General features: G+C 42.7%; 27 protein-coding genes and 1 pseudogene. 21 read left to right on the top strand and 7 right to left on the bottom strand.

Annotated elements, in window-relative coordinates:
- Window positions 1-437: 437 nt before the first annotated feature.
- Window positions 438-1,133: an HD-GYP domain-containing protein gene (locus PV407_RS14030; RefSeq protein ID WP_332090555.1), complete on the top strand. Its 696-nt coding sequence runs from the start codon at window positions 438-440 to the stop codon at window positions 1,131-1,133.
- Window position 1,134: 1 nt separating this feature from the next.
- A complete protein-coding gene (locus PV407_RS14025; protein WP_332090554.1) occupies window positions 1,135-1,311 on the top strand; it encodes a hypothetical protein in 177 nt (58 codons plus the stop codon).
- Between the two features lie 1,016 nt (window positions 1,312-2,327).
- On the opposite strand, the gene PV407_RS14020 is transcribed toward PV407_RS14025, so the two are convergent.
- The 6 genes and pseudogenes from PV407_RS14020 to PV407_RS13995 form a co-directional block, all read right to left on the bottom strand.
- A complete protein-coding gene (locus tag PV407_RS14020) occupies window positions 2,328-2,498 on the bottom strand; it encodes a hypothetical protein (protein WP_332090553.1) in 171 nt (56 codons plus the stop codon).
- Between the two features lie 113 nt (window positions 2,499-2,611).
- The gene (locus PV407_RS14015; RefSeq protein WP_332090572.1) at window positions 2,612-2,791 is read right to left on the bottom strand and encodes an excalibur calcium-binding domain-containing protein; all 180 of its coding nucleotides are present in this window, start codon (window positions 2,789-2,791) and stop codon (window positions 2,612-2,614) included.
- Window positions 2,786-3,256 (bottom strand): annotated as a pseudogene (locus PV407_RS14010) (stalk domain-containing protein); the annotation flags it as partial. The gene PV407_RS14015 and the pseudogene PV407_RS14010, both read right to left, overlap by 6 nt.
- A 395-nt stretch (window positions 3,257-3,651) precedes the next feature.
- The gene (locus PV407_RS14005) at window positions 3,652-4,332 is read right to left on the bottom strand and encodes a hypothetical protein (RefSeq protein WP_332090552.1); all 681 of its coding nucleotides are present in this window, start codon (window positions 4,330-4,332) and stop codon (window positions 3,652-3,654) included.
- A gap of 41 nt (window positions 4,333-4,373) precedes the next feature.
- Window positions 4,374-4,793 (bottom strand): PadR family transcriptional regulator, encoded by a 420-nt coding sequence (locus tag PV407_RS14000; RefSeq protein WP_332090551.1) that lies wholly within the window; start codon window positions 4,791-4,793, stop codon window positions 4,374-4,376.
- 66 nt (window positions 4,794-4,859) lie between these two features.
- Complete coding sequence (locus PV407_RS13995) at window positions 4,860-5,882, bottom strand: hypothetical protein (RefSeq protein ID WP_332090550.1); 1,023 nt, start codon at window positions 5,880-5,882, stop codon at window positions 4,860-4,862.
- Window positions 5,883-6,844: 962 nt separating this feature from the next.
- On the opposite strand from PV407_RS13995, the gene PV407_RS13990 reads away from it, so the two are divergent.
- The 19 genes from PV407_RS13990 (at window position 6,845) to PV407_RS13905 (ending at window position 25,516) form a co-directional block, all read left to right on the top strand.
- Window positions 6,845-7,228 (top strand): hypothetical protein, encoded by a 384-nt coding sequence (locus PV407_RS13990; protein WP_332090549.1) that lies wholly within the window; start codon window positions 6,845-6,847, stop codon window positions 7,226-7,228.
- Window positions 7,225-8,493, top strand: coding sequence for a DNA polymerase IV (locus tag PV407_RS13985; RefSeq protein ID WP_332090548.1), 1,269 nt, complete (start codon window positions 7,225-7,227; stop codon window positions 8,491-8,493). The genes PV407_RS13990 and PV407_RS13985 overlap by 4 nt, the downstream gene beginning before the upstream one ends.
- 85 nt (window positions 8,494-8,578) lie before the next feature.
- The gene (locus PV407_RS13980; protein ID WP_332090547.1) at window positions 8,579-9,685 is read left to right on the top strand and encodes a replication initiator protein A; all 1,107 of its coding nucleotides are present in this window, start codon (window positions 8,579-8,581) and stop codon (window positions 9,683-9,685) included.
- A gap of 590 nt (window positions 9,686-10,275) precedes the next feature.
- Window positions 10,276-11,295: a DnaA N-terminal domain-containing protein gene (locus tag PV407_RS13975; RefSeq protein WP_332090546.1), complete on the top strand. Its 1,020-nt coding sequence runs from the start codon at window positions 10,276-10,278 to the stop codon at window positions 11,293-11,295.
- Window positions 11,296-12,225: 930 nt separating this feature from the next.
- The gene (locus tag PV407_RS13970) at window positions 12,226-13,287 is read left to right on the top strand and encodes a Rad52/Rad22 family DNA repair protein (protein ID WP_332090545.1); all 1,062 of its coding nucleotides are present in this window, start codon (window positions 12,226-12,228) and stop codon (window positions 13,285-13,287) included.
- Between the two features lie 8 nt (window positions 13,288-13,295).
- Window positions 13,296-13,745, top strand: coding sequence for a single-stranded DNA-binding protein (gene ssb / locus PV407_RS13965; protein ID WP_442951659.1), 450 nt, complete (start codon window positions 13,296-13,298; stop codon window positions 13,743-13,745).
- On the top strand, window positions 13,699-14,040 hold the full coding sequence (locus PV407_RS29560; protein ID WP_442951658.1) for a DUF5983 family protein: 342 nt from the start codon (window positions 13,699-13,701) through the stop codon (window positions 14,038-14,040). Before ssb ends, PV407_RS29560 begins: the two co-directional genes overlap by 47 nt.
- A 2-nt stretch (window positions 14,041-14,042) precedes the next feature.
- Window positions 14,043-14,327, top strand: coding sequence for a hypothetical protein (locus PV407_RS13960; RefSeq protein WP_332090544.1), 285 nt, complete (start codon window positions 14,043-14,045; stop codon window positions 14,325-14,327).
- 107 nt (window positions 14,328-14,434) lie between these two features.
- Complete coding sequence (locus tag PV407_RS13955; RefSeq protein WP_332090543.1) at window positions 14,435-14,875, top strand: LPD11 domain-containing protein; 441 nt, start codon at window positions 14,435-14,437, stop codon at window positions 14,873-14,875.
- Window positions 14,876-15,051: 176 nt separating this feature from the next.
- Entirely contained in the window at window positions 15,052-15,510 is a 459-nt protein-coding gene (locus PV407_RS13950; protein WP_332090542.1) for a hypothetical protein, read from the top strand.
- A 619-nt stretch (window positions 15,511-16,129) separates the two neighbouring features.
- Window positions 16,130-17,770: a hypothetical protein gene (locus PV407_RS13945; RefSeq protein WP_332090541.1), complete on the top strand. Its 1,641-nt coding sequence runs from the start codon at window positions 16,130-16,132 to the stop codon at window positions 17,768-17,770.
- A 194-nt stretch (window positions 17,771-17,964) separates the two neighbouring features.
- Entirely contained in the window at window positions 17,965-18,147 is a 183-nt protein-coding gene (locus PV407_RS29555) for a hypothetical protein (protein ID WP_442951655.1), read from the top strand.
- Window positions 18,148-18,201: 54 nt separating this feature from the next.
- A complete protein-coding gene (locus PV407_RS13935; protein WP_332090539.1) occupies window positions 18,202-18,627 on the top strand; it encodes a hypothetical protein in 426 nt (141 codons plus the stop codon).
- Window positions 18,628-20,355, top strand: coding sequence for a hypothetical protein (locus tag PV407_RS13930; protein WP_332090538.1), 1,728 nt, complete (start codon window positions 18,628-18,630; stop codon window positions 20,353-20,355).
- 546 nt (window positions 20,356-20,901) lie between these two features.
- Window positions 20,902-21,609 (top strand): hypothetical protein, encoded by a 708-nt coding sequence (locus tag PV407_RS13925; protein WP_332090537.1) that lies wholly within the window; start codon window positions 20,902-20,904, stop codon window positions 21,607-21,609.
- Between the two features lie 116 nt (window positions 21,610-21,725).
- Window positions 21,726-23,348 (top strand): hypothetical protein, encoded by a 1,623-nt coding sequence (locus tag PV407_RS13920; protein ID WP_332090536.1) that lies wholly within the window; start codon window positions 21,726-21,728, stop codon window positions 23,346-23,348.
- A 21-nt stretch (window positions 23,349-23,369) separates the two neighbouring features.
- Window positions 23,370-23,798 carry a hypothetical protein gene (locus tag PV407_RS13915; protein ID WP_332090534.1) on the top strand — a complete coding sequence of 143 codons (429 nt, stop codon included), beginning with the start codon at window positions 23,370-23,372 and terminating at the stop codon, window positions 23,796-23,798.
- Window positions 23,799-24,201: 403 nt separating this feature from the next.
- Window positions 24,202-25,116 carry an ATP-dependent DNA ligase gene (locus PV407_RS13910; protein ID WP_332090533.1) on the top strand — a complete coding sequence of 305 codons (915 nt, stop codon included), beginning with the start codon at window positions 24,202-24,204 and terminating at the stop codon, window positions 25,114-25,116.
- Window positions 25,117-25,225: 109 nt separating this feature from the next.
- The gene (locus PV407_RS13905) at window positions 25,226-25,516 is read left to right on the top strand and encodes an AbrB/MazE/SpoVT family DNA-binding domain-containing protein (RefSeq protein ID WP_332090532.1); all 291 of its coding nucleotides are present in this window, start codon (window positions 25,226-25,228) and stop codon (window positions 25,514-25,516) included.
- A 312-nt stretch (window positions 25,517-25,828) separates the two neighbouring features.
- On the opposite strand, the gene PV407_RS13900 is transcribed toward PV407_RS13905, so the two are convergent.
- Entirely contained in the window at window positions 25,829-26,341 is a 513-nt protein-coding gene (locus PV407_RS13900; RefSeq protein ID WP_332090531.1) for an RsfA family transcriptional regulator, read from the bottom strand.
- Window positions 26,342-26,361 lie beyond the last annotated feature (20 nt).

Here is a 26,361-nt window from a genome sequence, read left to right as displayed (position 1 = left end):
AAGAGGCACGGTCCGGGCTGAAAGTCGGGACAAATATTGCCGGTTATTGGCTTGCAGTATGCGCGACTTGGACTCGCTTCAGAGGATCTGAATCTCGATCTTAATCCGTTGTTTGCGCCCGTGCCGCGGTCCTTCTTATCCAATCGGGTGCCAAGCCGCGATTGACCACCTGAAACGCACAGGCGGCGACGATATCCCGACCTGATCGGCAGATGACTTTCTCTTAACTTCTGTCAAAGCCAGAACTCCCTCACCCATTCCTCGTCGAGAGGACATTCTAAAAACAGGAAGTAGATAAATATTCTCACAAATGGACTTTTCGCTATACGGCTTATGTCCTATAATTGTAGACAATAAAATATTTGACGATAGCGAAGGGCGCTTTTTTATCCGAAAACGGGTAAATTGCGCCCTTTTTTACTATTGGAGGTGTTATAATGGGGATGATTACCAGTGCATTCAAGTTGCGTGAACGATTAATGGCCGTTCATACTCGTGATCGAGAATGGATACAAGGGAATGCAATCTTTGAATGCATTGCACTCCGTGATACAAGAGAGGGAGTGAGCATCAGCACCGCCGAACATTCAGTCCTGGTAGCCTATATTTCGTATCTTATTGCACAACAGTATTGCTCCAGTCAAAGTGATGTTGATCGTTACTTCTTGTCCGGTCTGCTGCATGATGTAGGCAAACTCAATATGGCTGATCGGATATTGAAGTCTTCTGAGCAAATGAGTCAGGAAGATAAAGAAACCTTGCCGGCCCACGTGATTCACGGAGTCAACATGCTTAGGCAACTTGGATTTGGAGATGACGTGGTTAGTTATTGTTTATTCCATCATGAAAAGCTGGATGGCAGCGGATATCCGCGCGGGTGTAAAGGAGCGGAGGTTCCGTTAATCGGTCGGATAGCTGCTGTTGCCGACGTATTCGGAGCCATGTGCTACCCCAGAAGGTATCGACCTGGGGGCTTCGGAATACCAGTAATCTTCTCCTACCTTCGAGAGGAAGAAGGACGGTTTGATCAAGATGTTGTTTCTGTTTTAGAACTTGTATCCAGTCAATGGCTGGCTGACACAAGCGAATTGTCATTTTATAAATTCGCTAAAATCGGTAAAGGAGCTGTTTGACTTGTTCGGACCCGGTTTGACGTATAGAAGCGGAGACGATAATCCAGTAGTCGTGGTTGTTGTGGTTCTGATTGCCATTTTAGCGCTTTTTATCTTTGTTTTAGTAGAAAAACGGAACAGGAAAAAAAGCAGACAAGTAAAAAATGAAAACAAAGTTGAAACTGAGAAAAAAGAGTGATCAAAAAAGAAGATAATTTCGGAAAAATCCTGGGAGCCAAAAAGGCTCCCTCTTCTTTATTTAAGCTCGTCGTCGGAGCGGAACGCTTTTGAGGTTGATGCCGTTCCCTTCGACAAACGGTTGATCACGCTCTCGTACTGTTCTTGAGACATGAAGAGCGCCGGAAAGATGACAGACAGCGATTCATAGCACAAGTGCCGTACAACCAGTGTTTAGATTGCTGGGACGGCAGTAACTGGGGCAACGGCGGAGTCGGGCGCCACCTCGGCATCACCCGCCTGCAGGATGGCCGCTACGTCCTGATCTACGGGACGCAATGACAACAGGGGGAGCGCGATTACAGCTTGGTCGATACAGACACGAGGCACTGTGTGCGATCCTCTCGTCCCGCAACAACGAGTTGCTCGACGAGCCAAAGTTTGCGCCGCTCAAGGCGCTGGCGGAGACGGTACTGATCTAGGAGGCAGTTTAATGCAGAGGGGGGCTAGTCACCCCCTCTAAAATTTTGTAAGATTAAGGGAAGGAAGGGAGACGTGTAGCATTGTTACGCAAACCTGTACCGTGCCGTGCACCAGGATGCAGTGTCGATTTTATCCCAGTCAGCGACGATCATCACTTCTGCTCTCCCCGCTGCCGTTCGCGATACCACAAAGCTGTCGAGCGAGAGCGGCGTCGGGAACAGGGGAAGTGCCCTCAATGTGGCGACGTCTGGATAGAGCCAAAGATGACGCACAAAGGGAAGCCGGATCACTGCCTACGATGTCAGGAGTATTATGCTGATAGACACAAAAAGAAAAAAGTCGAGCGTAAGCCCGACCCTTTTCTTTTTTTGGTGCATATTCTTAAACTCGATGTTTCAATCCACGCCCTCCAAATGAGGGCGACAATAACTGTCTTGATTCAATCCACATACTCATAAGAGGATGATTTTGTTGCACATACATCATTGATTTTATTTCAATCCACAGCCCTGCATTGAAGGGCGACAACTTACATAATCATAATAATTCAATCGCCTAATTCTCGTCAACATCAACGATCGCTTTATCCGCGAGAAGGTAATATGTTCTGTCCTCGAAGTCCGTCACCATTACACGGCCAGCGGCATCATAAAACATGTCGTTGACATCTTCCTTATTCAAACACTGGAGTTCCTTGCTTTCTACTTCGATTACATGAAAACCCACCCTTTTGCCCTCCTCCACGGTATATGTCCATAGTAAGCGGCACGGCGACCTTTCGGCAATGGTAGGATTATGGGTATGGTCCCGTTACTCAGATGCATAAAGGGAATTACGGTTTACGCCTCGCACGCAACCCCGTCGCCGTCCCTATCCAGTCCCGCACGATAGCCCGGATCGCCGGCATGCAGCGGAGCGGCCCCAGCTGCTTTTGCGTCTGAGCAGCTGGCGTAATAAACCGATTCAGAAGGTTTTTCGGAAGCTTCCGGTTCCTTTGTTCGTGAAACCGGAGTCACCATGAAGAAGACACGCGTCCCGTCCGGGTAGGATTCCAGTTGATTGCTTACCCATGAGCCCGCACCGCGGTTATCGGAAGGCGTGACGTAAGCAATGTCTGCGCCTTCGCCTCCCTCGGCACACATGGCCATCGGCCACTCGTCGCGGTCGTACCCATCTTTTGTCGGGATGCCGGCGAGCGACTTCTCCCGGTTTTCGTCTGCGCCTGCACGGTCGATCGTGCAGATCGCGGATTCACCTTTTGCGATGGCGTCGGCGATGTGCTTGGCCGTTTCCGGATACTTGTCGGCCGGAAAGTTCAAGACAGCATCATATGCCGCGGCATTGTCAGAACCCTCTCCGATCAGGACGGTCTGTGTCGTTTCATCCCAGCGGATCGTCTGACCAAATGCCTCTCCGATTGCCCGGACAGGCAGGTATGTGCTTCCGTTGTAAGTGATCGGGTAAAGCCTGGTGTCCCCGTCCATCGGGGTCCACTCCTGGCCCTTGAGTTTGATCGAGATCCCTTTGTTCAGGTACGCAGAGACCTCCTGCAGGGTCGACGCTCCATAAGCGCCGATCGTCATCGATACCGCAGCGACACCAGCGATAAGCGCGGTCATCCAAATTTTCCGTTTCAAATCCTTTTCCCCCTGAGATGGAAATTTGTACCCGTCCATTCTATCACATCAAGTACTAGCTTGTAAGTTTCATTCCCCTAAACTTGTATATCTTTCTACTTTCCATGAGAAATAAAGAAGCCCGCATAAAGGATAAACGGGGATTAAAGAAGATGACTCCTGAACATTACAGGAATCATCTCTTAAATGCGGCCTATCCTTTTTTTCTAAGTTTCCTTGACAAGGGGGCAGTTTACTGCTTATTACTTCTTTTTTGCTTTTTCTAAAGCTTCGGAAAGTCGAGTCTTATAATGAGCAGGAAGGCTGCTGGCCACCGGCTCGAGCTTCCTCATAAAAGCATCCGGAAGGCAACCGGGACAATACACCATTTTTTGAATATTGAAGTTCGGTATCATTTTTAAAACGTTGTAATCCTCATTTGTCAGAAATTTGCCGCAATTTGGTCCAATGCATCTGCGGTCTACTTTCTCGCGAGGAGGAGGAGGTATTTGAACTCCTCCTGGCGATGGTGAAGAGGAGAGTAAATGGGCGAGAGCCGGATTTTTGCCCCAATCATCGTTATATTGCGCGAGATCGCGCCAACCCATCTCCCAGGAGTCTAGCGCTTCGATATAGGCAGCATTTTTTGCTCGTTCCTCTGCGTTTATGACTCCTTGGGATGTGATTTCGGCAATGGCAGATCCATCTCGAAAATACGAACCAATGTACACGCGAACAACTGCCTTAACATACGAGTGCGGGATGTTAACTTCTATTTCCCGGATTTCTTTACTCCACCTTCCCTCCAAAACCCGCTCCAATCGATCGGTATAAACCTGATTCGGGATGTAGGCACGTTTATTGTCATTTCGAAATTTGACAGTTCCGGCTTCAAACGCTTCTTTAAGCTTTTCAATATTTTGGCTGTATTCTTCATCATCCATTGGGATCACCCCTCAACCAAAGGAAAAGTTAATTCTATAAGCTATTTCAAACTCATTTTGCTATACTGCCAAATGTAATCCTCAAATAGCTTGTATACTTGCTGCGCCATTTTCACACGCGGAGGAAGATCGCGGAGCATGTTTTTGAAATAGTTCATGCCAGACTCGCTTATTTCATAATACCGATTATACCGCTCGTCGTCCGGCCAGTTGCGGATCACATGGCCTTCTGCAGCCATCTTCTGCAAACGTCGTGAAAGATACGCTTTTGAAACACCGACGTTCTCCAACGTTTTGACTATGCTCTGTTCCAATTCGCTTTGGTATCGACGGCCATGTTGTAGCTCCGATAAAACGAAAAAGTCTATCACCTGTTGGACCTTAACGACTTGGCCGAGCGTCTCTTCTTTTCGAACGACCTCTTCGCTACTAATCCTTTTCGATACTTTTTTCTCTTCCAAGATTCGGGCCTCCCATTCGATGATTAAGTTTGTCTCCCGCACTCCGAGTAGAGAAGAGGGCAATGGTTACAATAAATAGAATCTATTATCCTTACTCTCTTTACGTTTCCCCGCACAGGAATTGCAGTATGTACGTTGGGAGATCAATTCAGTTGGCAGCGTCATGTTCATGGTTTTTGAGATGCAAGATCGATGTTGACCATCGGTTAGAGAAACATGATTACAAGTCAAATTTCGAACCGCACGGACCGGTGGCGTACCGTTATTCCGCATGAGTGTCAGCATATGGCGGCAATAATGCACGGAGCTTTTATCGTGTTGTCGCGACGCTTCCGACTCCAAAAATCGTTCGAACTCATTCTCCGAGAGCATAAGAGAACATACCCCGGTACGAATCCTAAAGCAGGTGAATTCATCGAGTCCGAGATCGAAGAACTCGTTCGCTGCATCGAGATTTACTTGTTCCGGCCCTGCGTACTCGTTTAGGGTTTCCAACATCGTAATCGTCTGCTCTACGGTTTTATGCTTGGACACAAATTCCGATAGGAGAAGGACAGCTCGAGCATAATTTATGGAGCGAACTTTCCGAGCGATCGCATCCAATACTTGATTGAAAAACGTCCAGGGTTCAACATAATCGATCGCTGCTAGATCTAAATTCGGGATTTCATCCGCAAGGTCACGAAGAATTGTTAATGGTTCAACCCATTTACCCCTATTATAAACATCACGCAGCGCTTCGGTCGCGTTACCAACGGCACGGCCATATTTTAAAGCCAACTCGATATGATCAAGGTCCTCGGGAACGAACCGAAGAATCTGGCCGTTATCTGACTGCTTATAGACTAAAACTGGTTTACGCTGCAGGGTGAAATGATCGTTTCGATGGAGAACAAAGTAAATATGTTCATAACCTGTTCCCGCGGCGCCCTTACTCCAGCCATATTTCGTAATGGAGTGCTCGAACGAACGGATAACTCCCTTAGCTGCTCGTTGGGAATGGAACTCCTTGATTTCTCGTCCGCTGAATAAATCGTAAAAAAGAACCTGGGCGCGGCCGCGCTGAAAAAAACGATTGAATCTCGACATAACTCAGCTCCTAGTAGGGTGCATACCTGCCAAAACGAGAATATACGTTCTTCTATTGCTATTATATCGCTTAATATGTTTACTTACAATATGTTCGTTTGTAAACCTTTATATTGCTTTCTCCTGCAACATCTCAGCACTTATCCTACGAACCTAGATAATCCTATCAAACCCATTTGCTCTCTGTACCTAGAAACGTACATAGATACTCTTAAGAAATCAATCCTTAATCCGAATCTATATTTTTGGATTATTTCTACTTAGATACTAAATATGTTTTCTACTTCTTTCTTCATATCAAGTATCTAAATTTCGAACGGGAGGGGGGCGGCGCGCGCTGCGCGAAAAGCGGAGTTAGGGGAAAACAAACCAGGATGGAATTAATTTACATTTTAATGTATCGTTCCTGCTAACGTAAACTGCGCCAAATGAAACTAGGTGCGTGGATCCGAAATAGGAGTATGTCGACGCTTTTAGGTCGCGGCGGACTAGCGATCGGAAAAGATGAGCATTGATGGCTGTTTGTCGAAGGATTCGTTTTTCGAAAGAAGCAGGAAGTTGGCGAGTAGAAGCACATGAAGGTACACAAACGAACATATCGAATGTGAACATTATGGTGCTCACAATATCGACTTCGGGGGCGTGCGTGTGCGATATTCCAGGCTCTCGCAAGTGTCGATCCTCGGACTCGGCTAAAATCCGCCATCGGCGCGGAATGCTTTCCTTACTCGTGATCTCACCCATCATCGTCATCAACGCACCTGCCGCGATTCGTGCAGCCGGCAGCATGTATGCCGCCAGTTTCATGGCCGTTCATCAGAATTCGGGTAAGTCAGTCAATAGGCGGGCGTCCCGTACCGCCCACCGCCGATCAAGCCGGCGTTTTTTATTATTGAATAAAATGCGATAAGCAGACTATAATAATAAGAACACACGTTCGTATAAAGGGGAGATGATTAAACATGTCCAATCCACGCACGGACATAAAACAACTTTTGAGAAACATCATGATTTTACCCGTCGTACGATCGAACTTTGAACGAGACAAACAGCATTTTCTAACAGAAAATTCTATGACGCCCTACGCCTCCACCGCTGAACGTGCACTGCAGCGGATCAATGAAGATGTCCGGAACCTCCATTCAGTTCTCCAGGCTGCAGGTGTAAAATTAATCAACGAAAAACAGGGTTCGTCCAACATCACTGTATTTTTTGATTACCATAGCCGGCATTACTCGTATAACCTTCAATGGGGGACTTTTGATGGCGAGATCGAATTGCTGCAGCATTATTATTTGGGAAATTTGAATTCGTCAACATATCCCAGCCAGGGCGACGTCCAATGAAACTGTCCAACAAGGTCATCATATTGGCGGATTGCCAGAGCTTTTATGCCAGTTGCGAAAAGGCGGAACGGCCGGAACTGCAGGATAAGCCGGTTGTTGTCGCGGGTAGTCCTGAGACGAGAAGCGGAATTATCCTCGCCGCTTGCCCCGTTGCGAAACGTTTTGGTGTAACAACAGCCGAGACGATCCGCGAAACGCTGGCAAAATGTCCGGATTTGACCATTATAAAGCCGCGGATGCGTCATTATATCAATGTTTCGCTGAAGATATCGGAAATCTACGAGCGGTATTCTGATCTCGTCGAACCCTTTTCGATCGACGAGCAGTTTGTGGATATTTCCTCCAGTTTGTCGCTTTTCGGAGAACCCGAGCAAATTGCCAAGGCGATCCAAAATCAAGTTTGGGCTGAAACAAAGGTATGGGTGAGGGTAGGCATATCCTCAAATAAGGTCATCTCGAAAATGGCCTGTGATCATTTCGCCAAAAAAAACGAAACAGGCATTTATACGTTACGGAAAGAAGAACTCCCGGAAAAGCTATGGCCGCTCTCAATAGAAAAAATGTTCATGGTTGGATCGCAAATGACGCGACATCTAACTCGTATGGGTTTATACACAATTGGGGATCTAGCCAGACTCGAACTGTACGATTTCAAGAGGAAGATGCGGTACCAAATGGGCAAAAATGCCGATATTCATGCGGAAATGCTCTGGAAGATCGCAAACGGCTACGATGACTCTCCTGTGTCTCCTTTTACATTTTCAGCTCAACAAAAAGGCATAGGGCATATGATGACCCTCCCTTACGACTTGCATACTATTGAGGAAATTAAAGTTTGCTTACACGAATTGTCTCAATGGGTCTGTGAACGATGCCGTTCAAAAGGCTTGATGGGATGGGTAGCATCAGTCGGCTGCCAAGGCGCCGATTTTGATAGACCTACCGGATTCCATCGCCAAATGCGGATGCCTTATACAACCAACCTTTCAGCAGAAGTCTATGATGTTGTATCGCTCTTATTTGAACGGCACTGGAATGGGTTGCCTGTAAGAAAATTAGCGGTGTCGTTATCTGATCTGACGACAGACGAGGTTTATCAGATGCCCATGTTTCCAACCGATCGTGAACGCAAGATTACGCTCGAGAAAACAACAGATGAAATTAAGCAGAGATTTGGCAGCGCCGCGATTATGAGAGCATCCTCCATTACTCCTTCAGGTCAAGCAAAGCGCCGGTCGAAAATGATAGGGGGGCATTCGAAGTAACAACTCCGATCGAGGCAAAAATAGTCGTACTTATATATATTTTCGTGGTACACTAGTTATAGCGATCTTGAAGGAGGGAAGTAGCTTGGTTGAAGCGCTCCCACGAAAACTACAGCATTTAATGGATGAAATGCTTCATTCCACTACGATCAGCGCCGGACTAAAGAGCCAATATATTACGCAAATCGCTCAGAACTACCAGAGATTTCCGAAACATAAATTGAATCAGAAGTTTGTTTCGTGCACAACAGAACTTGATCAACTCCGCAAGCAAAGGAAAATCGATCCTGAAAATAAAGAGCTACATGAAAAGATTAAATATTTTGAAATAGAACAAAAGATTTGGGAAGAAGCAATACAACTGCGAAAAGAACTTTATCAGCATCCCAAATACCCTCTCGAGGGTAATGTCGCAGAGGCCGGCGCCTTCTCGGTAACAAAACGGCGCAAAAAAGCCCCACAGTCTTTGATAGTGGAGCGGAAGAGCAGAGGAGCTGTCATTCGACATTTTGGCGACATGGAACTAACAGTTACTGATGCCAAGTTGCTTCTTGTGATGCACAAATTGTGGGAAGAGAAGGGGCGTGGGAAAGAAATTGAGGTTTCTTTCTATGAAATCGCCAAGAAGTTGAACCGTCCGAAGAGTGGGAAGACTTACGAAGATATACGAAACTCGTTGCTTACGTTATTCCGGACAGAAATCAAATTTGAGAATTTTGTTTTAAATGGCGAGAAAGTTAAAACTCAATTTATTCATATTATGCAAGGTGTCGCCGAAATTGAAGCCGGCGAGAAAGCGAGAGTACGTTTCTCAGATTATATCTATGATTCTCTTCAATCCGGTTATTTTATTTATATCAGTATGGCGCTCTTAGAAGACTTAAGCAGCAGTGCTGCTCAAGGACTTTACCCTTTTATCGCGGCCCAATCCCTTAAAGGAATTCAGGAGTGGTATGTCAACGAGCTTTGCATGACAGTAAATATTACGGCCCCAAGACCATCCGAACGGCTCGAAACTCTAAACAACGCATTTCAAGAAATGTCTAGTCTGGGTATTATCCATGATTTCAAATACTTTTTGGACGAGTCCGGAGCTGAAAAAATAAGGATAGACCCATCACCAATACTCGCTAATTCAAGACCGCAGCTCCAGGATCCCGTTCAGCTGAGTTTTCAATTCAACGTCGATTAGGGTACATTAAAACGTCGATTTAAGTACACCATCTTTTCACGATAGCGGTCAGATCGACCGCTATTTCTTTTAAAAATCTTATACTAAGTCGTTTTTAGCACACCAAAACGTCGATTTGGGTACACCATGTTGTGTATATTAGTGTGATAAAAACGTCGATTTAGGTACACCATTTTTTATTCTATTAAACGGGGATCAATATATATTAAAAAAATCTTATCGGGCCGTAATACCTTTGTGTCGATTTAAGTACACCAAAACGTCGATTTAGGTACACTATTTCGCATTTTTAACCACACTAACCGCGTCTTCAGGTACACCAATACGTCGATTTAAGTACACCAAAACGTCGATTAAGGTACACTGTTGATGTATGGACATGTTAAGTCTACAATAAATTCATAGAGAAATATTCCAGCATAAATTATGTCGAAAAAAATAAAAGAGAACCTTTTCTTTGTCTTGGCGGACTAAAAGGTTCTCTTGAGGAAGTAGAGAATTCGCAACCATAAGTGCGTATCCTCATTGTGCTTATATTATAGCGAATTCTCCCTCTGGTTGCAATGAAAACATCAGAGAGGTGACTCGCAGTGGGAGAACAAAATAAGCCTAGATATTACCGGTACCAACGCACCGGTAATATGATTCCGCGTACCCGAAAACGGGGAGGGAAAGACCAGGAATACTTGGAATCCGAGGTCACAAAGATATTTTTCGATGAAGAGTATGTGAAAAACTTTTCTTTAGACCGGTTCGGTTTACCGATTCATAGCAAAATAGGGAACTATACGACTGTTGAAAACTATCTTCTCGATTTTTGGTCTCCCGTCATAGGAGGAGAAGCTGTCTACACATTTATATTGCTTATCCGTCATTGTTACGGTTACGATGCCGACGGCAATAAAAGAGACTTTTCCTTTCCGGAGCTCGAGACCTTGGCCGAAAAATGGGGAAAGACCGTTCCTACAATAAAAAAGTACTTGGATATTCTGGAAGATCATTATTTTATATATCGATTCTGGCGATCCGATCCGGATCACTACCATACGGATGATTCCATACTTTACAAATTGCGAACCTCCGTCCCGTATTTAAGCGAAGAGCATCTACTCAAGCTCTCACCAAAACTTCAAAGTCAACATGACCGTTTTCTGAAACAGCTCATGGGTAAGTATAACGAAACAATTGAACTCCCGGAAAAGTACGATTTTTCTGATGAGTTTTCCAAGATACTCGAAGAAGGTTCCCCTGCGCCGCGGCGCCAAATGCTCCCCGAAGAAATAGAAGAGTATCACCGAATTCGGGAAGCACAATTACAATCGAAAATTAAACCATCCGATGAAGAAATATGGGGAATGGTCCTAGAAATTATCAGTAAAAAGGTAGCGTTTCACTCCGTACAAACATGGCTGCAGCCATCGTTTTGCATATTGGATGAAGCGGGTGTACATATATATGCACCAAATCGGTTTGTAGCTGAGTGGATTCGTTCACGTTACATCCCATTACTTGAGGAAGCTTTTCAACAAATAAATGGAGATGATATGAAGACTATCTACATACATATCGTACGTGATCGCGAATACGTCCAGCTGCCAAGCGTAAAATAGAAGAAGCCGCTGTCCACTACTTGGATGGCGGTTTCTTTTTTTGGTTCGATTCATTCGTACCCGAGGACTGTCAGTGCTACGGCGGTAACGACACGAGCCCCACGCTGATCGATGCAGCGGGCGAAAGGGATCGTCCGGATCACCGTATACGTCGGAGACGACGCGCTAGATGCGGAAACTTCATTAGAGTTGGCCGTTACGACGGTGCCGAGGCCAAATTCGGATACGTACGCCGTAACAACCGTCTCCGGGCCGCCTGGACGATCCCGATCGACAATGAGCCAGCCGGTATAGAAAAGGCCTCGGAAATGCATGAAATCCGGGCTACTGGCATAAACGCCCCTTCATCATGAGCTCATTCGGGAGCGGACTTCAAAGCCTTTGAAGGGGTATTTATACACACCAATAGAATAGCCATAAAAATATTATGGGTAGGGCATAAAAATCTTTTCGTTATAGACCCATAAATTTTTTACGGGTAGATATCTACAACCAAAATATACCCATATTTTTTTTACGGGTATGTTTTTAACAGCCACTACTACCCAAAAAAAATTTATGGTTTATCCATAAAATTTCGATGGGTAGTAGGTACCCATAAAATTGAACAGGCCCCCGCCATAAAATTTTTACGCCGAATAATACATATTTTAATAAAATAAAAGAGTATTATTATATGGAATCCATCTTCGATGAATTCCAGTTTTCAAAAGTTCTTTTTTTATGCTATAGTAAACACGTATTCAATTATTTATTGTTCTTTGCCTTATCGCGAGTGTTAAGCCCTATGGGCAGTATGTCTTTCCAGAAGACGTGCGCCCATAGGGCTTTTTTTATGTGCGCTTACAAGCCGACAGCTGCAACCCCCTCTATTCGAGGACCGCATCTGCCGGCTTTTTATATAGATACTAAATCGAAGGAGGAATAACCATGTCTGGCGGAGGACTTCGTGAACTATTCAATGAACTGAATGAACCGTTTTCTTACGAGGAGTACAAAGTGAACTTTGAAGGTCATGTGTCTGTTGGCCCACAGAGCGTCGCCGATCGGTTGAATGTTGTGTTTGGAATCTACGATTGGAGCCACGACATCCTGGATTATAAGGAAGACCACGAGGCCTTTACTGTCTCCGTACGTGGCCTCCTCAAAGTCAGAGATCCGAAAACCGGCGAATGGATAACAAGGACCCAGTTCGGTGATAAAAAAATCGTCATGTCCAATGATGCCAGTAAGCCGAAAGCCCAATCATTCTTGGATGCAAAAAAATCAGCGGTTTCGGATTCATTAAAGAAATGTGCGGCATTATTTGGTGTGGCCAGCGATGTCTATAAAGGCCGTATCAAGGCTGTGAAAGCACTAAGAAGCCGAAACCCAGAAGATTACAATGAACTTTACCTGGCACTGGCCCACTACTTCAGTATTGATTACCGATTCGATTCGAATTTCGAACACGGAATCCCTATTCTGCCTGATGATTATAAGACCTTTTATGAATCTAAGCAATGGAATGGGATATTTGAAAGTGACAAGCAAACTGCATGGGAATGGTGGAAAAGCCAGGATAAGTCGAAACCGATTCAACAAGATTCGAATAAGCATAATACTGCTGGAACCTCAAATACAACTAACAGTCATCCAAACGGTGTTGGCAATCGTGAAGGCAAGCCCACTTCTTCCGCTGCTGGGAACCGACCCACGAATCAAAAACAGAGAGATCGGCAAGAGAATTCCCCCTCCAATGAGCGCGATTTAGAAGGACAACTTTACGAGTTTGTCGATATGATTGCCGGGGCACATCCGGAAACTCAAGATCCATTTTACAAGATACGGTTCAAGCATCAGGGCAAATCGGTCGATGTGTTTGTGATCGATGACAACGTTATAGAATATATCGAAAAAATAAACCTACAAGAAGGTTCAAAGTATGCGCTGAAAACCAAACCATCTGAAAGAGGAAAATTGATTTTACGTCATATTCGTAAGGCATCGTAAAGGAGGAGATTCCAATTAACCGAGTAATTCTTATTGGGAGACTTACTAGAGATCCCGAACTCCGGTATACGCCAAGTGGCGTAGCAGTTACTCAATTTACGCTAGCAGTAGATCGACCTTTCACAAACCAAGAAAACAAGCGAGAAGCGGACTTCATTCCTATTGTATCCTGGCGCCAACTTGCTGAAACATGCGCGAACTATCTTCGTAAAGGACGACTGACAGCTGTCGAAGGACGGCTCCAAGTTCGCAGTTACGATAACAACGAAGGCAGGCGCGTCTACGTGACTGAAGTTATTGCAGACAATGTTCGTTTCCTGGAATCACCGAATCGTGAAAGCGGCGGCAGTAACCAGCACAGCACTGGCGCAGGGAATACTTCCAGAAGGAACGACGCAGATCCCTTTGCCGATGATGGTCGTCCAATCGACATTTCCGATGACGATTTGCCGTATTGAGACAAGGGAGCTGGAGATGGTGATAACGGGAACTTATTTGAAACTTTCAACCTCACATATTCATCCAAAGTCGAATCAATGGCTATCGGATGACGAACAGGGAGTATTGGCCGTTTTCGACAAACATATTTACGGTTACTGGATCTTGGTGCCAGACGCTGAAGCAGATCTAAAAGATGTCCCTGATGACTTGCAGCATATTTTGCGGTTTGCTTCCGAACTTGGGTGCTCGTGGATTATGCTTGACGGCGATGGCCAAGTAATCGAAGAACTTCCCACGTATGATTGGGAATAAGGATGGGAATTGCAAAGGGATCTCCTTTGCAGTTCCTTTTCTTTTTTGCAAACTTCACAAAAAAACAGGCAAGGGGACTACAAATGAAGCCATTACTTAATTCAATCGATCCAAAATGTTTGCCGGAGATTCAACCCGGAGATTTTGTAGTTTTCCGTTTGATTAACGGCGAGCAATTGAGTGGTATGATCGCAACTGCTGCAGACGGTACGTTTACCTTCGTCGGCCGTGGTGTACATCTGAATGTAATTGAAATAGCTCGTATCGAATTTTTTGAGACCAACTGATAAAAAGTGGTATTCGGATTATTGAGTTGAATGTGGGCTCTAAATAACTTGTCCTTGTATCCCATTTGGGAGCCTGCCCCTTAAACGAACGAATGGAGCTGTTAGATATGGAAACCAATGAAAATGTAAGAACGATGGAATATGTCGGAGTTGACGACTGGGACAGACCCGTTTATAAGTGTATCGAAACTGGGGTTCTGTGGAAGGACGTAACGCTGGGAAGCGATAACCCTGAGTTGTATAGTTGTGGGAACGACTTCGACGGCGAGCCTTGTTCACCTATCAAGAGCGACTTGGTTGTAACCTTCAAGACGAGGTACGAAGAGAACCCCTATAAGTTTAATTACATGATGCTGGACAGGCTACGCAGCGATTGTGACTATTACCTTGGATATGGGAATCGAAATAAATCCCGTCTGTGCGGAGGGAGCGTAAATGAGCATATTGAGAAGATGAAGGAGCTTCACAATTCGTTCCCTGAAAGACAAAAACCGGAATGGCTGACGTACGAAGACATTCTTGAATACGAAAAACGAATGAGCGAATAGGCTAGACTTCCCGAAGGATAATTTTCGTTTCCGAATAAGTATCAATGATTATTCGGCGTCAACACGATATTCCGAATAACCAAAAAAAGAAATAATGCAGGATTCCAAATGGATTAATGAAAAAATGCCTGCGTTCACGACAATTACAAATGTTTTCGCGAGGAAGGGGAAATACGATGAAAGGGTATCACTACTTACCAAAGCGTCCACAAGGAACGGAGCAGGCTATCACTTCTTTCAAGCGGATATTTCCGAAGATTCGAGGAAAAGTAATTAGGATCACCGGAACATTCAGCAATAAGAATTGGTATCGAGTAAAGTTCTTCACAATCGATGGAGAGGTTTACGTTTTTAAAGGGTTTTCGTGGTGGTACGGCGGCAGTGGTCCGCAAGCTTTGGCAGCTTGCCTTCGAAGGCTATGCATAAGTGAAGACGTTATACAAAAATTAACTGATTATTCTAAAGACCTTCATGGCGATAAATATAATCCCAACAGTTTTTTCATTAATTTAAAGCCCCTCGAAGCAAACGACTGTGGGACATGTCACGGCATGAGATTCATTGATCTATGGCAAGGGCTGACGAAGGAAACGATCAATTGTCCGACATGTAATAAATTTCGGGAAGTTATTTAAGGAATGGTGTGATTCTATGCCTGATAATGATTTCGGTACAAATGGACTAAACAATTATTCGAATCAAATTTATAATTGAATCATTCCCCAGACCGCCCGATCAAAGGGTGGAAACGATATGCTTCTTGATTATTTCAGTAAGGCCGCTTTCATTATGGTGCTGCGGAAGTTTTCAAAAGACGGCCCGTACTTTATGGTACGTCTTTGTAAGCAATCCCTATGCATCATAGACATCCAGAGGATGGAGGCGCCTCCGGAGATTTGGCCGGAGAGTTACATTCAGGAATTACTTCACCGCGGAGAAGAAATCTTAAAGAAGCGGCGTGCGTTTGCCTGACATTCATTTTCCTTGTCGTTCTGCGACAAGGATTTTTTCTTTGAGGAGATATGACGAATTTCTCTTCTTGTGGTATAATTTTTTCAGATCTATCTTTTTCTCTTTATTGACCTTATTGCGAGTATCAAGCCCTATGGGCAGTATGTCTTGTAGAAGACGTGCGCCTATAGGGCTATTTTTATTTCCACGGCGCTTACAAGCTGAAAGACTCGGTTACTTCTGTAAACCGTTTCTTTCAGCTTTTTATTTTATAAATTACATTTCAGATGGAGGATACGAACAATGATTAATGAACGGATCGAGTCAGTACGGAAAGAAAAGAGATTGACTGAAAATCTGAAGAGCAGGGGAATTGGAGCTCTGGCCGGGAAGGTTAATTTTTCGGTAAATTCTTCGGAAGCCCCCATGAAACAGTACTCCAAATTGGTAAGTGCAATAAAACGACAATTAAAAGCAAATGTTCAGTTTTCTTTCGAGAATGTTACGGAACAACTCAATGACATTCTTGAAGACGGTCCCTACCGGGTATCGATTGAACCCGTTTGTCCTGCAGATGATGAGTACGTTATAAAACTGCTCTATGCCTGCATACGCAAGTCCATACCTGTCACTTACGAGAAGGAGAAACCTATAAAAATTACATGGGAAAAGGGCTGTGAGACGGTAACTGGGTACTCATTTTTATGCGAAGAATTGGGCAAGCATATCCATAATACGAAGCGAAGGATGAAGTGGAGCCGGCGTTCTGAGATAATATTCGATTTGATGTCGGTTATTGCAACATCATCGGCACATAATCTGCTAGTGAAATTTATAAAACATAACCGAGACATCCTCCGGTATCATCTGGCTTGGAATGTTTCAAAATACGCTGAAACCCATCATGCTAAATTCTTACCGGAGGATAATCAATTCGCAAATGATCTACTGAACACTTTGCGGCAATTCAACTTGCCGTACCCGGAAGATTCAACGCACAGGGTACTTCCTTCTTCAATCTTATCAGAAGACCAATTTTATATGCTCGAGGATCCGTCGGGGAATATTCCAAGTATCAAAAGAGTTTTTCCGATAGTAGTCCCACTTTTTGTTGAAACGATCGCAAGCGTGAAGGACAAAACGGAGTGGGAGTTCGAACAACAATCGACTTATGCAAAGGCGTTCGAAGATAAGAAAAATATAACTCAAAAAGTTAGAAGCGCTATGGAAAATAACTCTTTTTTAAAGAGGTACGGAAAAGTGGAGTTGGACAATGATACGGATTTGAATAAATTCCGTGTTTTAAACCAAGAGTACGAGGACCTGATGAAGCTTATTCAAATCCCAGTAGCGACAGATCACTCTTTCCGTATTCGAAAACTCGGGAAACACCGTGCAGCAGGGATATACTTTCCCTTTTTTAAAGCAACTGTTTTCGATTTAGATCATCCCGATGCGTATTGCCACGAGCTTGCACATCAAATTGATTACACTTCATCTGGTTCGATGCTTCTTAGTGAACAGTTCGATTTTTACCCAACCTATAGAATGTACAAGGATCAGGTCACGGCAAGGGTGAATGCCCTTGATCCGGAAGATCCATTTGTCATTCAATGGCGCGGCAAGACGAAGTACAACAGTAATTATTACTTTCAGTATACCGAAGTTTTTGCAAGATGCTTCGAACTGTTTCTTTATCACATTTTAAAAATCGAGTCTTCATTTTTAAAGTCCGATTACACGCATCCCGTTTATCCGGATGATTTGACTCTGCTGCAGCATATTGAACATTACTTCCGGTCGTTGAAGTTGGCCGTTACGAGTTTTGTTGAAAATCCGCCGTTCTCCGAAGAATTCGATGTCGATACTTCATCGCAAGGTCCCGCTTCATATTTTGAGATGACCTTTGAAACCCTGGAGGATGGCCAGCTTGCTTTTTTTTGAAATGTAACCTTACTTATTTGAAATTGAGTATATTCGAACTAATAGGGAGGAGATTATATTGGCAAAGGAATATTTGGAGCTCGGGCCTGCGCCTTACGAAGAAGACTGCGTCCAGGTTCGAGTGAACGTTGATTATAAACCGGCAATGAAGGAAGAATGCGAGCGATTCATTGAATTGCTCAAAAAGATCAACGGTGTTCCTCCTGAAGGAGCCTATTTCACGATTAAATGGAATTCTCACGACTTTGGTCCATATGCAGATGTTCGTATCGTTTTCGATGACGAGAACGAAGCTCATGTTGAATATGCTTATAAAGTTGAGAACAATATACCAGCTCACTGGGATCATAGGCCAATGGCCGTCAGATAATGTGTAAACAAGGGACCTACTCTTAACGAGGGGTCCCATCTTTCATTCCGGAGGGACTTATATGGGGGTTGCTATTGAACTTAATGAAAACAAATTCGAGGAAGCATTCAATAAAGTCAAACCAGAAGCGGACATTAAGTTTCATTCGAACCATTCAAGAAGAATTTGGTCGTATTTGAGAGACAACGGTTGGCTTTTTTTCGGTGTTGTCCGAAACTGGACATCCGTCTTCAAAGAATGTGATTCTGATCAATATTTGGTTATACATCACTTCATCCAGGACTATCCCGATATGAGACTCGTAGAACGATCTCTATGTATTGAATGGAACCAAATTATCGATCAGTACAGCACAATCGGCCAAATTATTCTGAAGATTCACGATGAGGGTTTCAGGATTATGATCCCTGTCCAAGCATTTATGGATGCGTACTTGCAGGAGGTTCGTAGGGTCTTGCGTCAGTTGGAAGAAGAGGAGGAACTATAAATGAGTATGATCCCTACATGCAATATTATGACTCCAATCATCAATGAGATGAAGGAACTTTACCTTGAGAACGATGCGGAGTGGATCGTAATGACCTCCCACGGAAAGGATTCTAGTTTTCAGCTCACATGCGTCTGGTTGATGCTTTTAAATCTGCCGTCAGAGCAAAGAAATAAACGCGTTCATATTGTTACGGGAAATACCCTTGTCGAAACCCCTATGATGGTTCAATACGTTAATCAAAATCTTAAATTGATCGAAGCAGCAGCTACGGCCCAACAATTGCCTCTTGTCGTTCATACGGCTACGCCGGCAATCAAGGAACGCTTTTTTTATCAGGTACTTGGCAAAGGCAATCCACCTCCTACTGAAATGAGTCGTTATCGCTGGTGTACAGAAAAAATGAAAATCATTCCGACGGCTCGAGTCGTCAATGCAATTGTAAACGAGCAGAATGTTTCTTTTGGCCGCGATTATGATGTCGTCATGTTGCTTGGTGTCCGTTTAGACGAGTCAATTTCCAGGGCGGCCTCAATTCGAAAACACCAACGATCGTATGAAAGCAAGATGGCCAGACATAATTCAAGCCCACATATTATGGTTTATCATCCAATCAAGTTCGTACGCACAAACGAACTATGGGAATCTTTATTGAAAATCCGGATCTTACCTTGGGGGGTACGCTCCTCGGAACTCTACAGGATGTATAAGGACTCGACAGGAGAATGTCCATTAACGGCAGAAGGAAATCCTGCAAAGAGCTGTGGCGGAGGCCGAATGGGATGTTACGTTTGCCTCGTTGCGGGCAAGGAAGATAAGATGCTGCAGCATCTCGTCGAAAGTGGGGACAAATCGATGGAGCTCCTACTCGACTGGAAAAAGTTGCTGTACGACATGAGAATTGATATTCGATACCGTGAACCGTTGCGGAAGCAAGAATACCGCAAATATGAGCAGTTACTTGACTATAACGAAAAGATGTCTATGCTTGAAAATCTGGACGAAGGCGAATACTTTCTGTTTCAACGGGCAAAGGAATGGAAGTTTCAGCCCGGACCAATCAGTATTGAAGGGCGAAAGCTGCTGCTTAGAAAATTATTGTACATTCAAGAAAAGTCCGGGTACCAGTTAATTGATAGGGAGGAGTTGGAGGCCATTGTCTCTTGTTGGACCGAAGAGGGATATCATGTTCAGGAAGATGAGTTTTGTCCTTTGGATTGGGAGTACGATGGACCTGTTTGCGTACATCCGGAGGGCAGGCTAAACGTAAAGAAAACTACAAATCCAAACCCTATTTTTGTCGTTTGGAGAGAATTTCTTTTTGGGCAGGATGAGATCATAGCCATGTTAAAGAAGCGTTCGCTTGAAACAGGGACACAATATTTCTATTCTATGAGTTACATCGATTATCCAGAACATTATCATTTCAAAGATAACATGGTTTATAATATCGTTCAGTTTATCGTTTGCAAGCCTGGCATTCATTCACAGCAGCTGGCTGAAGATTTGATCGATGAATGGTTGGACGATTCGCCAAAAGAAACTTTTGATTGGGAATATTACGCGGCTCGATTTTATCAACGAGTCCTTAATTATGCACTTTCGGCGGATTGGGAGTCCAAGCAGTTGGAAACTTACAACAAAGCACTTGTAAACATGGGTAAGAATCCTGTAGTGGTCACTGCTTCCAAAGAAAGTGCCTATGATCAGTTGGAACTTGCTCTCTAATATTAACAGCACCATCTCGACTAGCGACTTAATAATGAAGCAGGAAGGAGTTTGCAGACAACAACAACAATACCCTAAACAAACGTTTTAAGGAACTGAGAAGCCTAACCCAAACGGAAGACCGCGGGTTAGGCTTTCGTATTTCCGTTTACATGTAAATGCTATATCCAATTGTAAGTAGTAAATACATACCTAATTACTTTATACCCAATATGTGACAAATTTTTCTCCGCTTAGGTAGAAATATAAACCGTTGGATCATATTGTATATAATTGGATGTAACTTTGATTATAATGTTTAACAAGACATGTCCATGAAGGGGTTGTTTCAGGGAGTGTAGTTTACTGCCTGTTACAATATACTGTTTTCAAGTCGGTTTCTGATTTGGGAACAGGAACTACTCGACCATAGTTACAATGCCGATTTTTCTATCGCATTGTCAAATTGAGTAGTTCGTATCTTAAAGGAAGGAGGAATAAACCTGTAAGAGGTTTGTGTAGAGTTCCGTTGTCAGTGGAAGAAAAAAATCAATTGGGAGGAAGAAAATGAGAAAAAAAATTATCTTTTTACTTGCGAGTATTCTGGTGCTTCCATCAAGTGTTTTTGCTAAGTCAGTGGAAGATCAGTCTAAAGCAGAAATCGTTACAAAAATTACTCCATCTTATTCATTGACCCAGCCTGCCGACGGGTCCGCTTATTATGAGGGAGAAACTTTTCCAAATTTCTCAGCTATGGCCGATGACACTTTAAGTGAGTGCACAGCACCGAAGAATTCGAGTTATTCTTGCGGACATGTCTCCAGAGCTTATCTAGATACAAATTTATATGGTTGGAATACGTATGATGACATTGTGCTTTCTAATACCACAAACACACAAAGCGCATTTAGTAAAGATAAGGTTCAAATTTCTGGATATGTAAAAGGGAACTGGAGTGGAGGTAGCTTAATTACACCAACACAAATTCAAATTAATCCGGTTACTTTAATAAAGGGTAACGGGTTAACATGTGGTGTAGGCTTCCCATTTGGGGTATCGTGTTCAGCTTCAAGTGGATCAGTGACACTGTCCTTTCCTACAGAAAGTTGGCAAAATATAAATGCAGCAACTTATAATATTTCTTCCTTTACGGTAGAATCCCCTACAATTGTCGACTCGATTTCGAATGTAACTCAACAAGGCCTGATGTCTTGGAAATTTGGAACGCAGGCCTATTCGCAAGTGGCGATTGCATCTACTAAAATCAGCTCTTAATTTAAAAATAGAAAGTCACACAAGTTGTGTGGCTTTCTATTTTTAAGAATCAACAACGGTAGCATTCATTTTAGTTAACGTATTCATATAATTCTAGGACAATCGAGGGTTCAATAATGAATAATTGGAAATACTATTTTATTTTACTCTTATGTTTTATGATATGTGGCTGTAACTCACAAGCCACGGGAGATCAATGGTATAATAAAACGAATCAGTTATTAATAGAATCTCATAATAATGATGGTGGTTTTAATTTACTAACGAAGGAAAAGGATATGTCGTTGTACGACACATTCTATAATCTTAAGATGATTACTAAATATGGGGGGAGAATTCCAAACGGGAATAAACTGATTAAAACAACAAATAAATTACTTGAAAGCAAATTAACAATAGATAATAAAGGAACCGGCAATATACAAGAATTATATTTTTTGACAGGTATAAATAAAGCAGCAGGAACTAAAAGTAATGAAATAATGAATCAAAAGATAGTTGAATACGTTCTAAAAAATAGATCCAATAAAGATGGATTCTTTCGTTTATCAAGAAATGAAGACATTCTATCTCTTATATCAGATACTGAGCAAAGTTTGGTTATACTAAGCAATATAAGCTACAAATATGAGGACCCGGTGCTGCTCAATCAAATTTATCAGTTATACAAAAGACAGGATGAACTAGTACTATTAGCAAAAGAATTTAAATGGACCGTAATAGATAGCTTAATCAATATTGAGAAATTGATAAAGGGTGACATTCCCTACTTTTACAATTCAGGTCCAGGAAATCAATATAAAAAGCAAATAATCACTGAAATATTAGAAAATATTGAAGAAACGCCACGAGCTGAAGTTGATATTATTAATTACCTTAGTATGGCAAACATTTTGTATGAACTAGGTCATAACTTCACCCTAAAAAAGGAAGTCTTAAATTATATTAAATCTAAAGAATTGGAATCAGGCGGATATGATTTTCTAAATGAAGGATATCCTAATTCTAAAGCAAGTTTTGAGGTTTACGATACTTTCTTTCAAGATGTCCCTAAGAAATATCTAAATGAATTGTTGAAGTATCAATTGAGTGATGGTTTTTTCACATATCGAAACGAACATCCTTCAAATTTTCAAAGTACTTACATGGCCTTAAAAATACTTTCAATAACTGGTGGGACTATTCCTGAAAATGTTACGAAGTACATTCAAAAGGATCCAAAAATCACTAGACAAAAAGATTTGTATTACTTGAACAGTTCAAGAAGACTACTAGAGATGGAAATGTATGTGCCTGCATTTTTTTTTGACATCAACTTTTCTGCATTAGAAAAAAGTGAACAAATTTATTTCATCAATAATTATTTCATGATTACCAAACAAAGTATTCCGGAAAATCGTTTAGTGTACCAAGATAAGATTCGAGAAATCGTAAAATCATTAGATGAGCTGTCTTTTGATGAAATTGATCTACTGGCTGAGATGTCTTTTGGAATAATGCCGGAGATTAGAGATTTATGGGTTGAATTGCCAATTAATCAATCAACTGATATAAAAAAACTATATCTAAAGCTATTAGATTTGCATGTAAGGAATAAAACAATAGATTCCAAATTGTTAGAGCAGTTAAACAATTACAAATTAATTGAGGGAGGATATAAGTATTTTGATGATAATGTAACGCCATCATTGGAAGCAACATATATTGGCTTGAAGAGCCAGATGTTGCTCCATCAATAGTCAAAAGGAGGTTTTTACGTATTGGGAAAACATTTTTATAAAATCATTTTTATCTCAATAATTACTTTTATTGTTTTGGTATCTTGTGAAAATAGTAAGCCTATACCGGGCAATATTGGTAATGAAAAGTATTCATCATTAAAGATATTAAAAGTAAGGGAAGAAAATTTAGATACATGGAGCATTGAATTTAGACCAACAAAGAAAATGCAAGGTTGGTATTTTGATCTGGATATTAAATATCTTCAAAAAGATAAAGTTGAAAAACTACAATTAGAAGCAATGCGATTCAAAAATGAAAGTATTGCTGAAACTTTCCAAGAAGGGTTTCAACTATTAAACGTAAAAATGGAAGGTGCACCAAGCGAAATAGAGATACATTTTAAGTGGTGGATTGATGGCATAGAATACCGAGGTAGTAAGATCTACGAAGTAGAATGGGGAGAGTAATAAGTCATTCCTACCCAATTCTTGGTAGATCGGCTCGCGGGAACACAGGTGAACACGGTCATACATCCGTAGGGCAACTGGCTGTACATCGAGTAGGTGAGCAACATGAGGGCTAGTGGGGAGATACGAAACAAGTCCGGTACGTCGAAGAGTTACTACGCCCCCTGAGCTAAAATTCAGTTGAAGCTTGTAACTAAATTTTGCACCAGCTTTGGCCAATGGCCGGTTGGTGCATTTTACTATGTAGAAACGATAAATTTTTCTCAAGGATGATACCAAACAATACCTGTTTCAATAAAATTACCGAGAATGGTATGTTCATAAATAGAACGTAAATTTTGATGTAATGTGCGATTATAACTTTTTCTTTCGTTGGTCACATTCGGTCGGAGGGATTACAACCATGTTATTTACACCTTTAAAACCAATGCTCCTATCAAATATAAAGAAAACACCAGTATCCCTTTCTGATCCAGCAGTATTATACGAACCGAAATATGATGGATGGCGGTTACTCGTCCATAAGAAAGCAAGCCGAATTGAGATTTTTACCCGTCACGGAAACGTCGTCACCGAACGATTCCCAGATATCGTGGAAGCCGCGGTCGAGGGAATTAGTGCGCACTCTGCAATTTTGGACTGTGAGGGAACATGCTTTCACCCCGATTCTCGTAGGCCTGAATTTTCAGTATTCGATGCTCGAGGGAAAATCACCAAAATGCCGAAGATAGTTGCCGCCATGAGGCGCCACCCCGCTACATTAGTCGCATTTGACTTGCTGATGGTAGACAATGAACAAATGGGTTCGTACCCTATTTTAATGAGAAAAAAGAAGCTATCTGAAATCATTCGACCTTCGAACTCTTTGATCCCCACTGCATATAAAATCGGGGACGGCCGTCAATTGTTTGAATGGACGCTTATCAATAAATGGGAGGGCATTTGTGCAAAGCACTTAAACGCTGCGCGCTACCATTTCGACTCTCGTCCTGAAACTCAACCTGAAGCATGGGTTAAGATTAAACATACCCAATTCGAAACTGTTTTCATTATGGGGTATCAGTTAAGTCCGTTTCAGTTATTGGTTGGACTCAAGCCCTCGAATGTTTCTGATCCGTACCCGGTAGCTCTCGTTAAATTCGGATTCAATAATAAAGATATTCGAGAATTTCTAATGGCTGCTCGACTGATCCACACGGTTACTAGAAAGAACACTCAAATGATTGCACCATTGATTCGTTGCAAGGTTGAGTACCTAGAGAAGACTTCGAATGGTGCTCTACGAGATTGTACATTCCGAGGATTCATTGCCAATTAGCGGGAGCGGGAGCAATCCGGAGAAGTATTTTGTGGTGCAAAGATTTACATTTAATGGTATAATCTAAAGAGTCCTTTATATTTGTTATCCGAGCAGGGGGCGACAAAATATGAAAAGCGTTGGAATCGTAAGGGAAGTTGATGAACTTGGCCGGCTCGTTGTCCCTATCGAGACAAGAAGGGTGCTCAATTGGCAAGAAGGGGATGCGATCGAATTTTTTTACGATGATGAAAAAGGAGTTGTAATGGCTCGTAGATATAGAGTCCAGGAATGCATGTTTTGTCGGGACACAACAGGACTTCAATATTACAAGCAACATTTTGTTTGCAGCAACTGCAGAAATGACTTATCAGAAATATTGAATAGGCAGGAGCAAGAGGGATCTAAAATACCAGGCTGACATTACATCTGACTCCCTGTATAAAAAAGGGCGCTGCAAAAGCAGCGCCCGGAAGTCGTTCAGAGCAGAAGTGCGTTCAGTTTCGCCATCATCACCTTGTACGGATCCGAGTCACCATCTCCCGCACGTAGCGGCCCCATTCTTCGATTGCAGCCTCGTCCCAAATAACTTTGAATCTTCATCTTTACGAGTTCTTCCAGATCGGATAATTCACTCGTATCCTTCACCGCGGAAGTCTTTACGGTAGGTGCACCTAGGCACGGCTTAGACAAATTGTAATCGTCGTATAGGCAACACCTATGTTTGATTCTTTCATCCGATCTTTCCCCGTCTTTCGTATACACCAAGTTGCTTTGCTCTTTTAAGGATCTCGATTAGACTTTGATAGTCTTCCGTAATTAAATGTTGTGGTTTCTCATCTTCAAGTTTGGTTTTGAGCGATGATATCTCGTTGTCCCGCTCCGCCAATAATATCTTTAGTTTTTCAATTTGTTCCATCAAGCCGTTAACTGTCTCCATAAATTGCTCAACGATTGCTCGAGGCAGCTGAACATTCTGATGATTTTTGAGACGTGAGGTCGATTTCTTCGTTTTACTCATACTTAGATGTTGTTTCACTTTTTTGGCTTCCTGTATTCTTTCTTCGTATTGCTTTCTTACGACAGAGTTCCATCGAAAACCGCATGCTCCTGGTGTACGGTCAAGCTTTTCGCCGGCTTCCTCGAACGCAGTCAGTTGTGATTGCCCCGATTGAATATGCTCCAGTATTACGGCGGCAAGTAACTCGTCTTCTTCAGGTTTCCAAGTATCCTTTCGACTAAGCACAATGATCCTCCTCTAGTCTG

This window comes from Paenibacillus sp. GYB003, from assembly GCF_036577625.1.
In the GTDB taxonomy this organism is placed as follows: domain Bacteria; phylum Bacillota; class Bacilli; order Paenibacillales; family NBRC-103111; genus Paenibacillus_AB.
The sequence above is the reverse complement of the archived record's forward strand: the minus strand, read 5'-3'. Positions and strand labels throughout refer to the sequence as shown.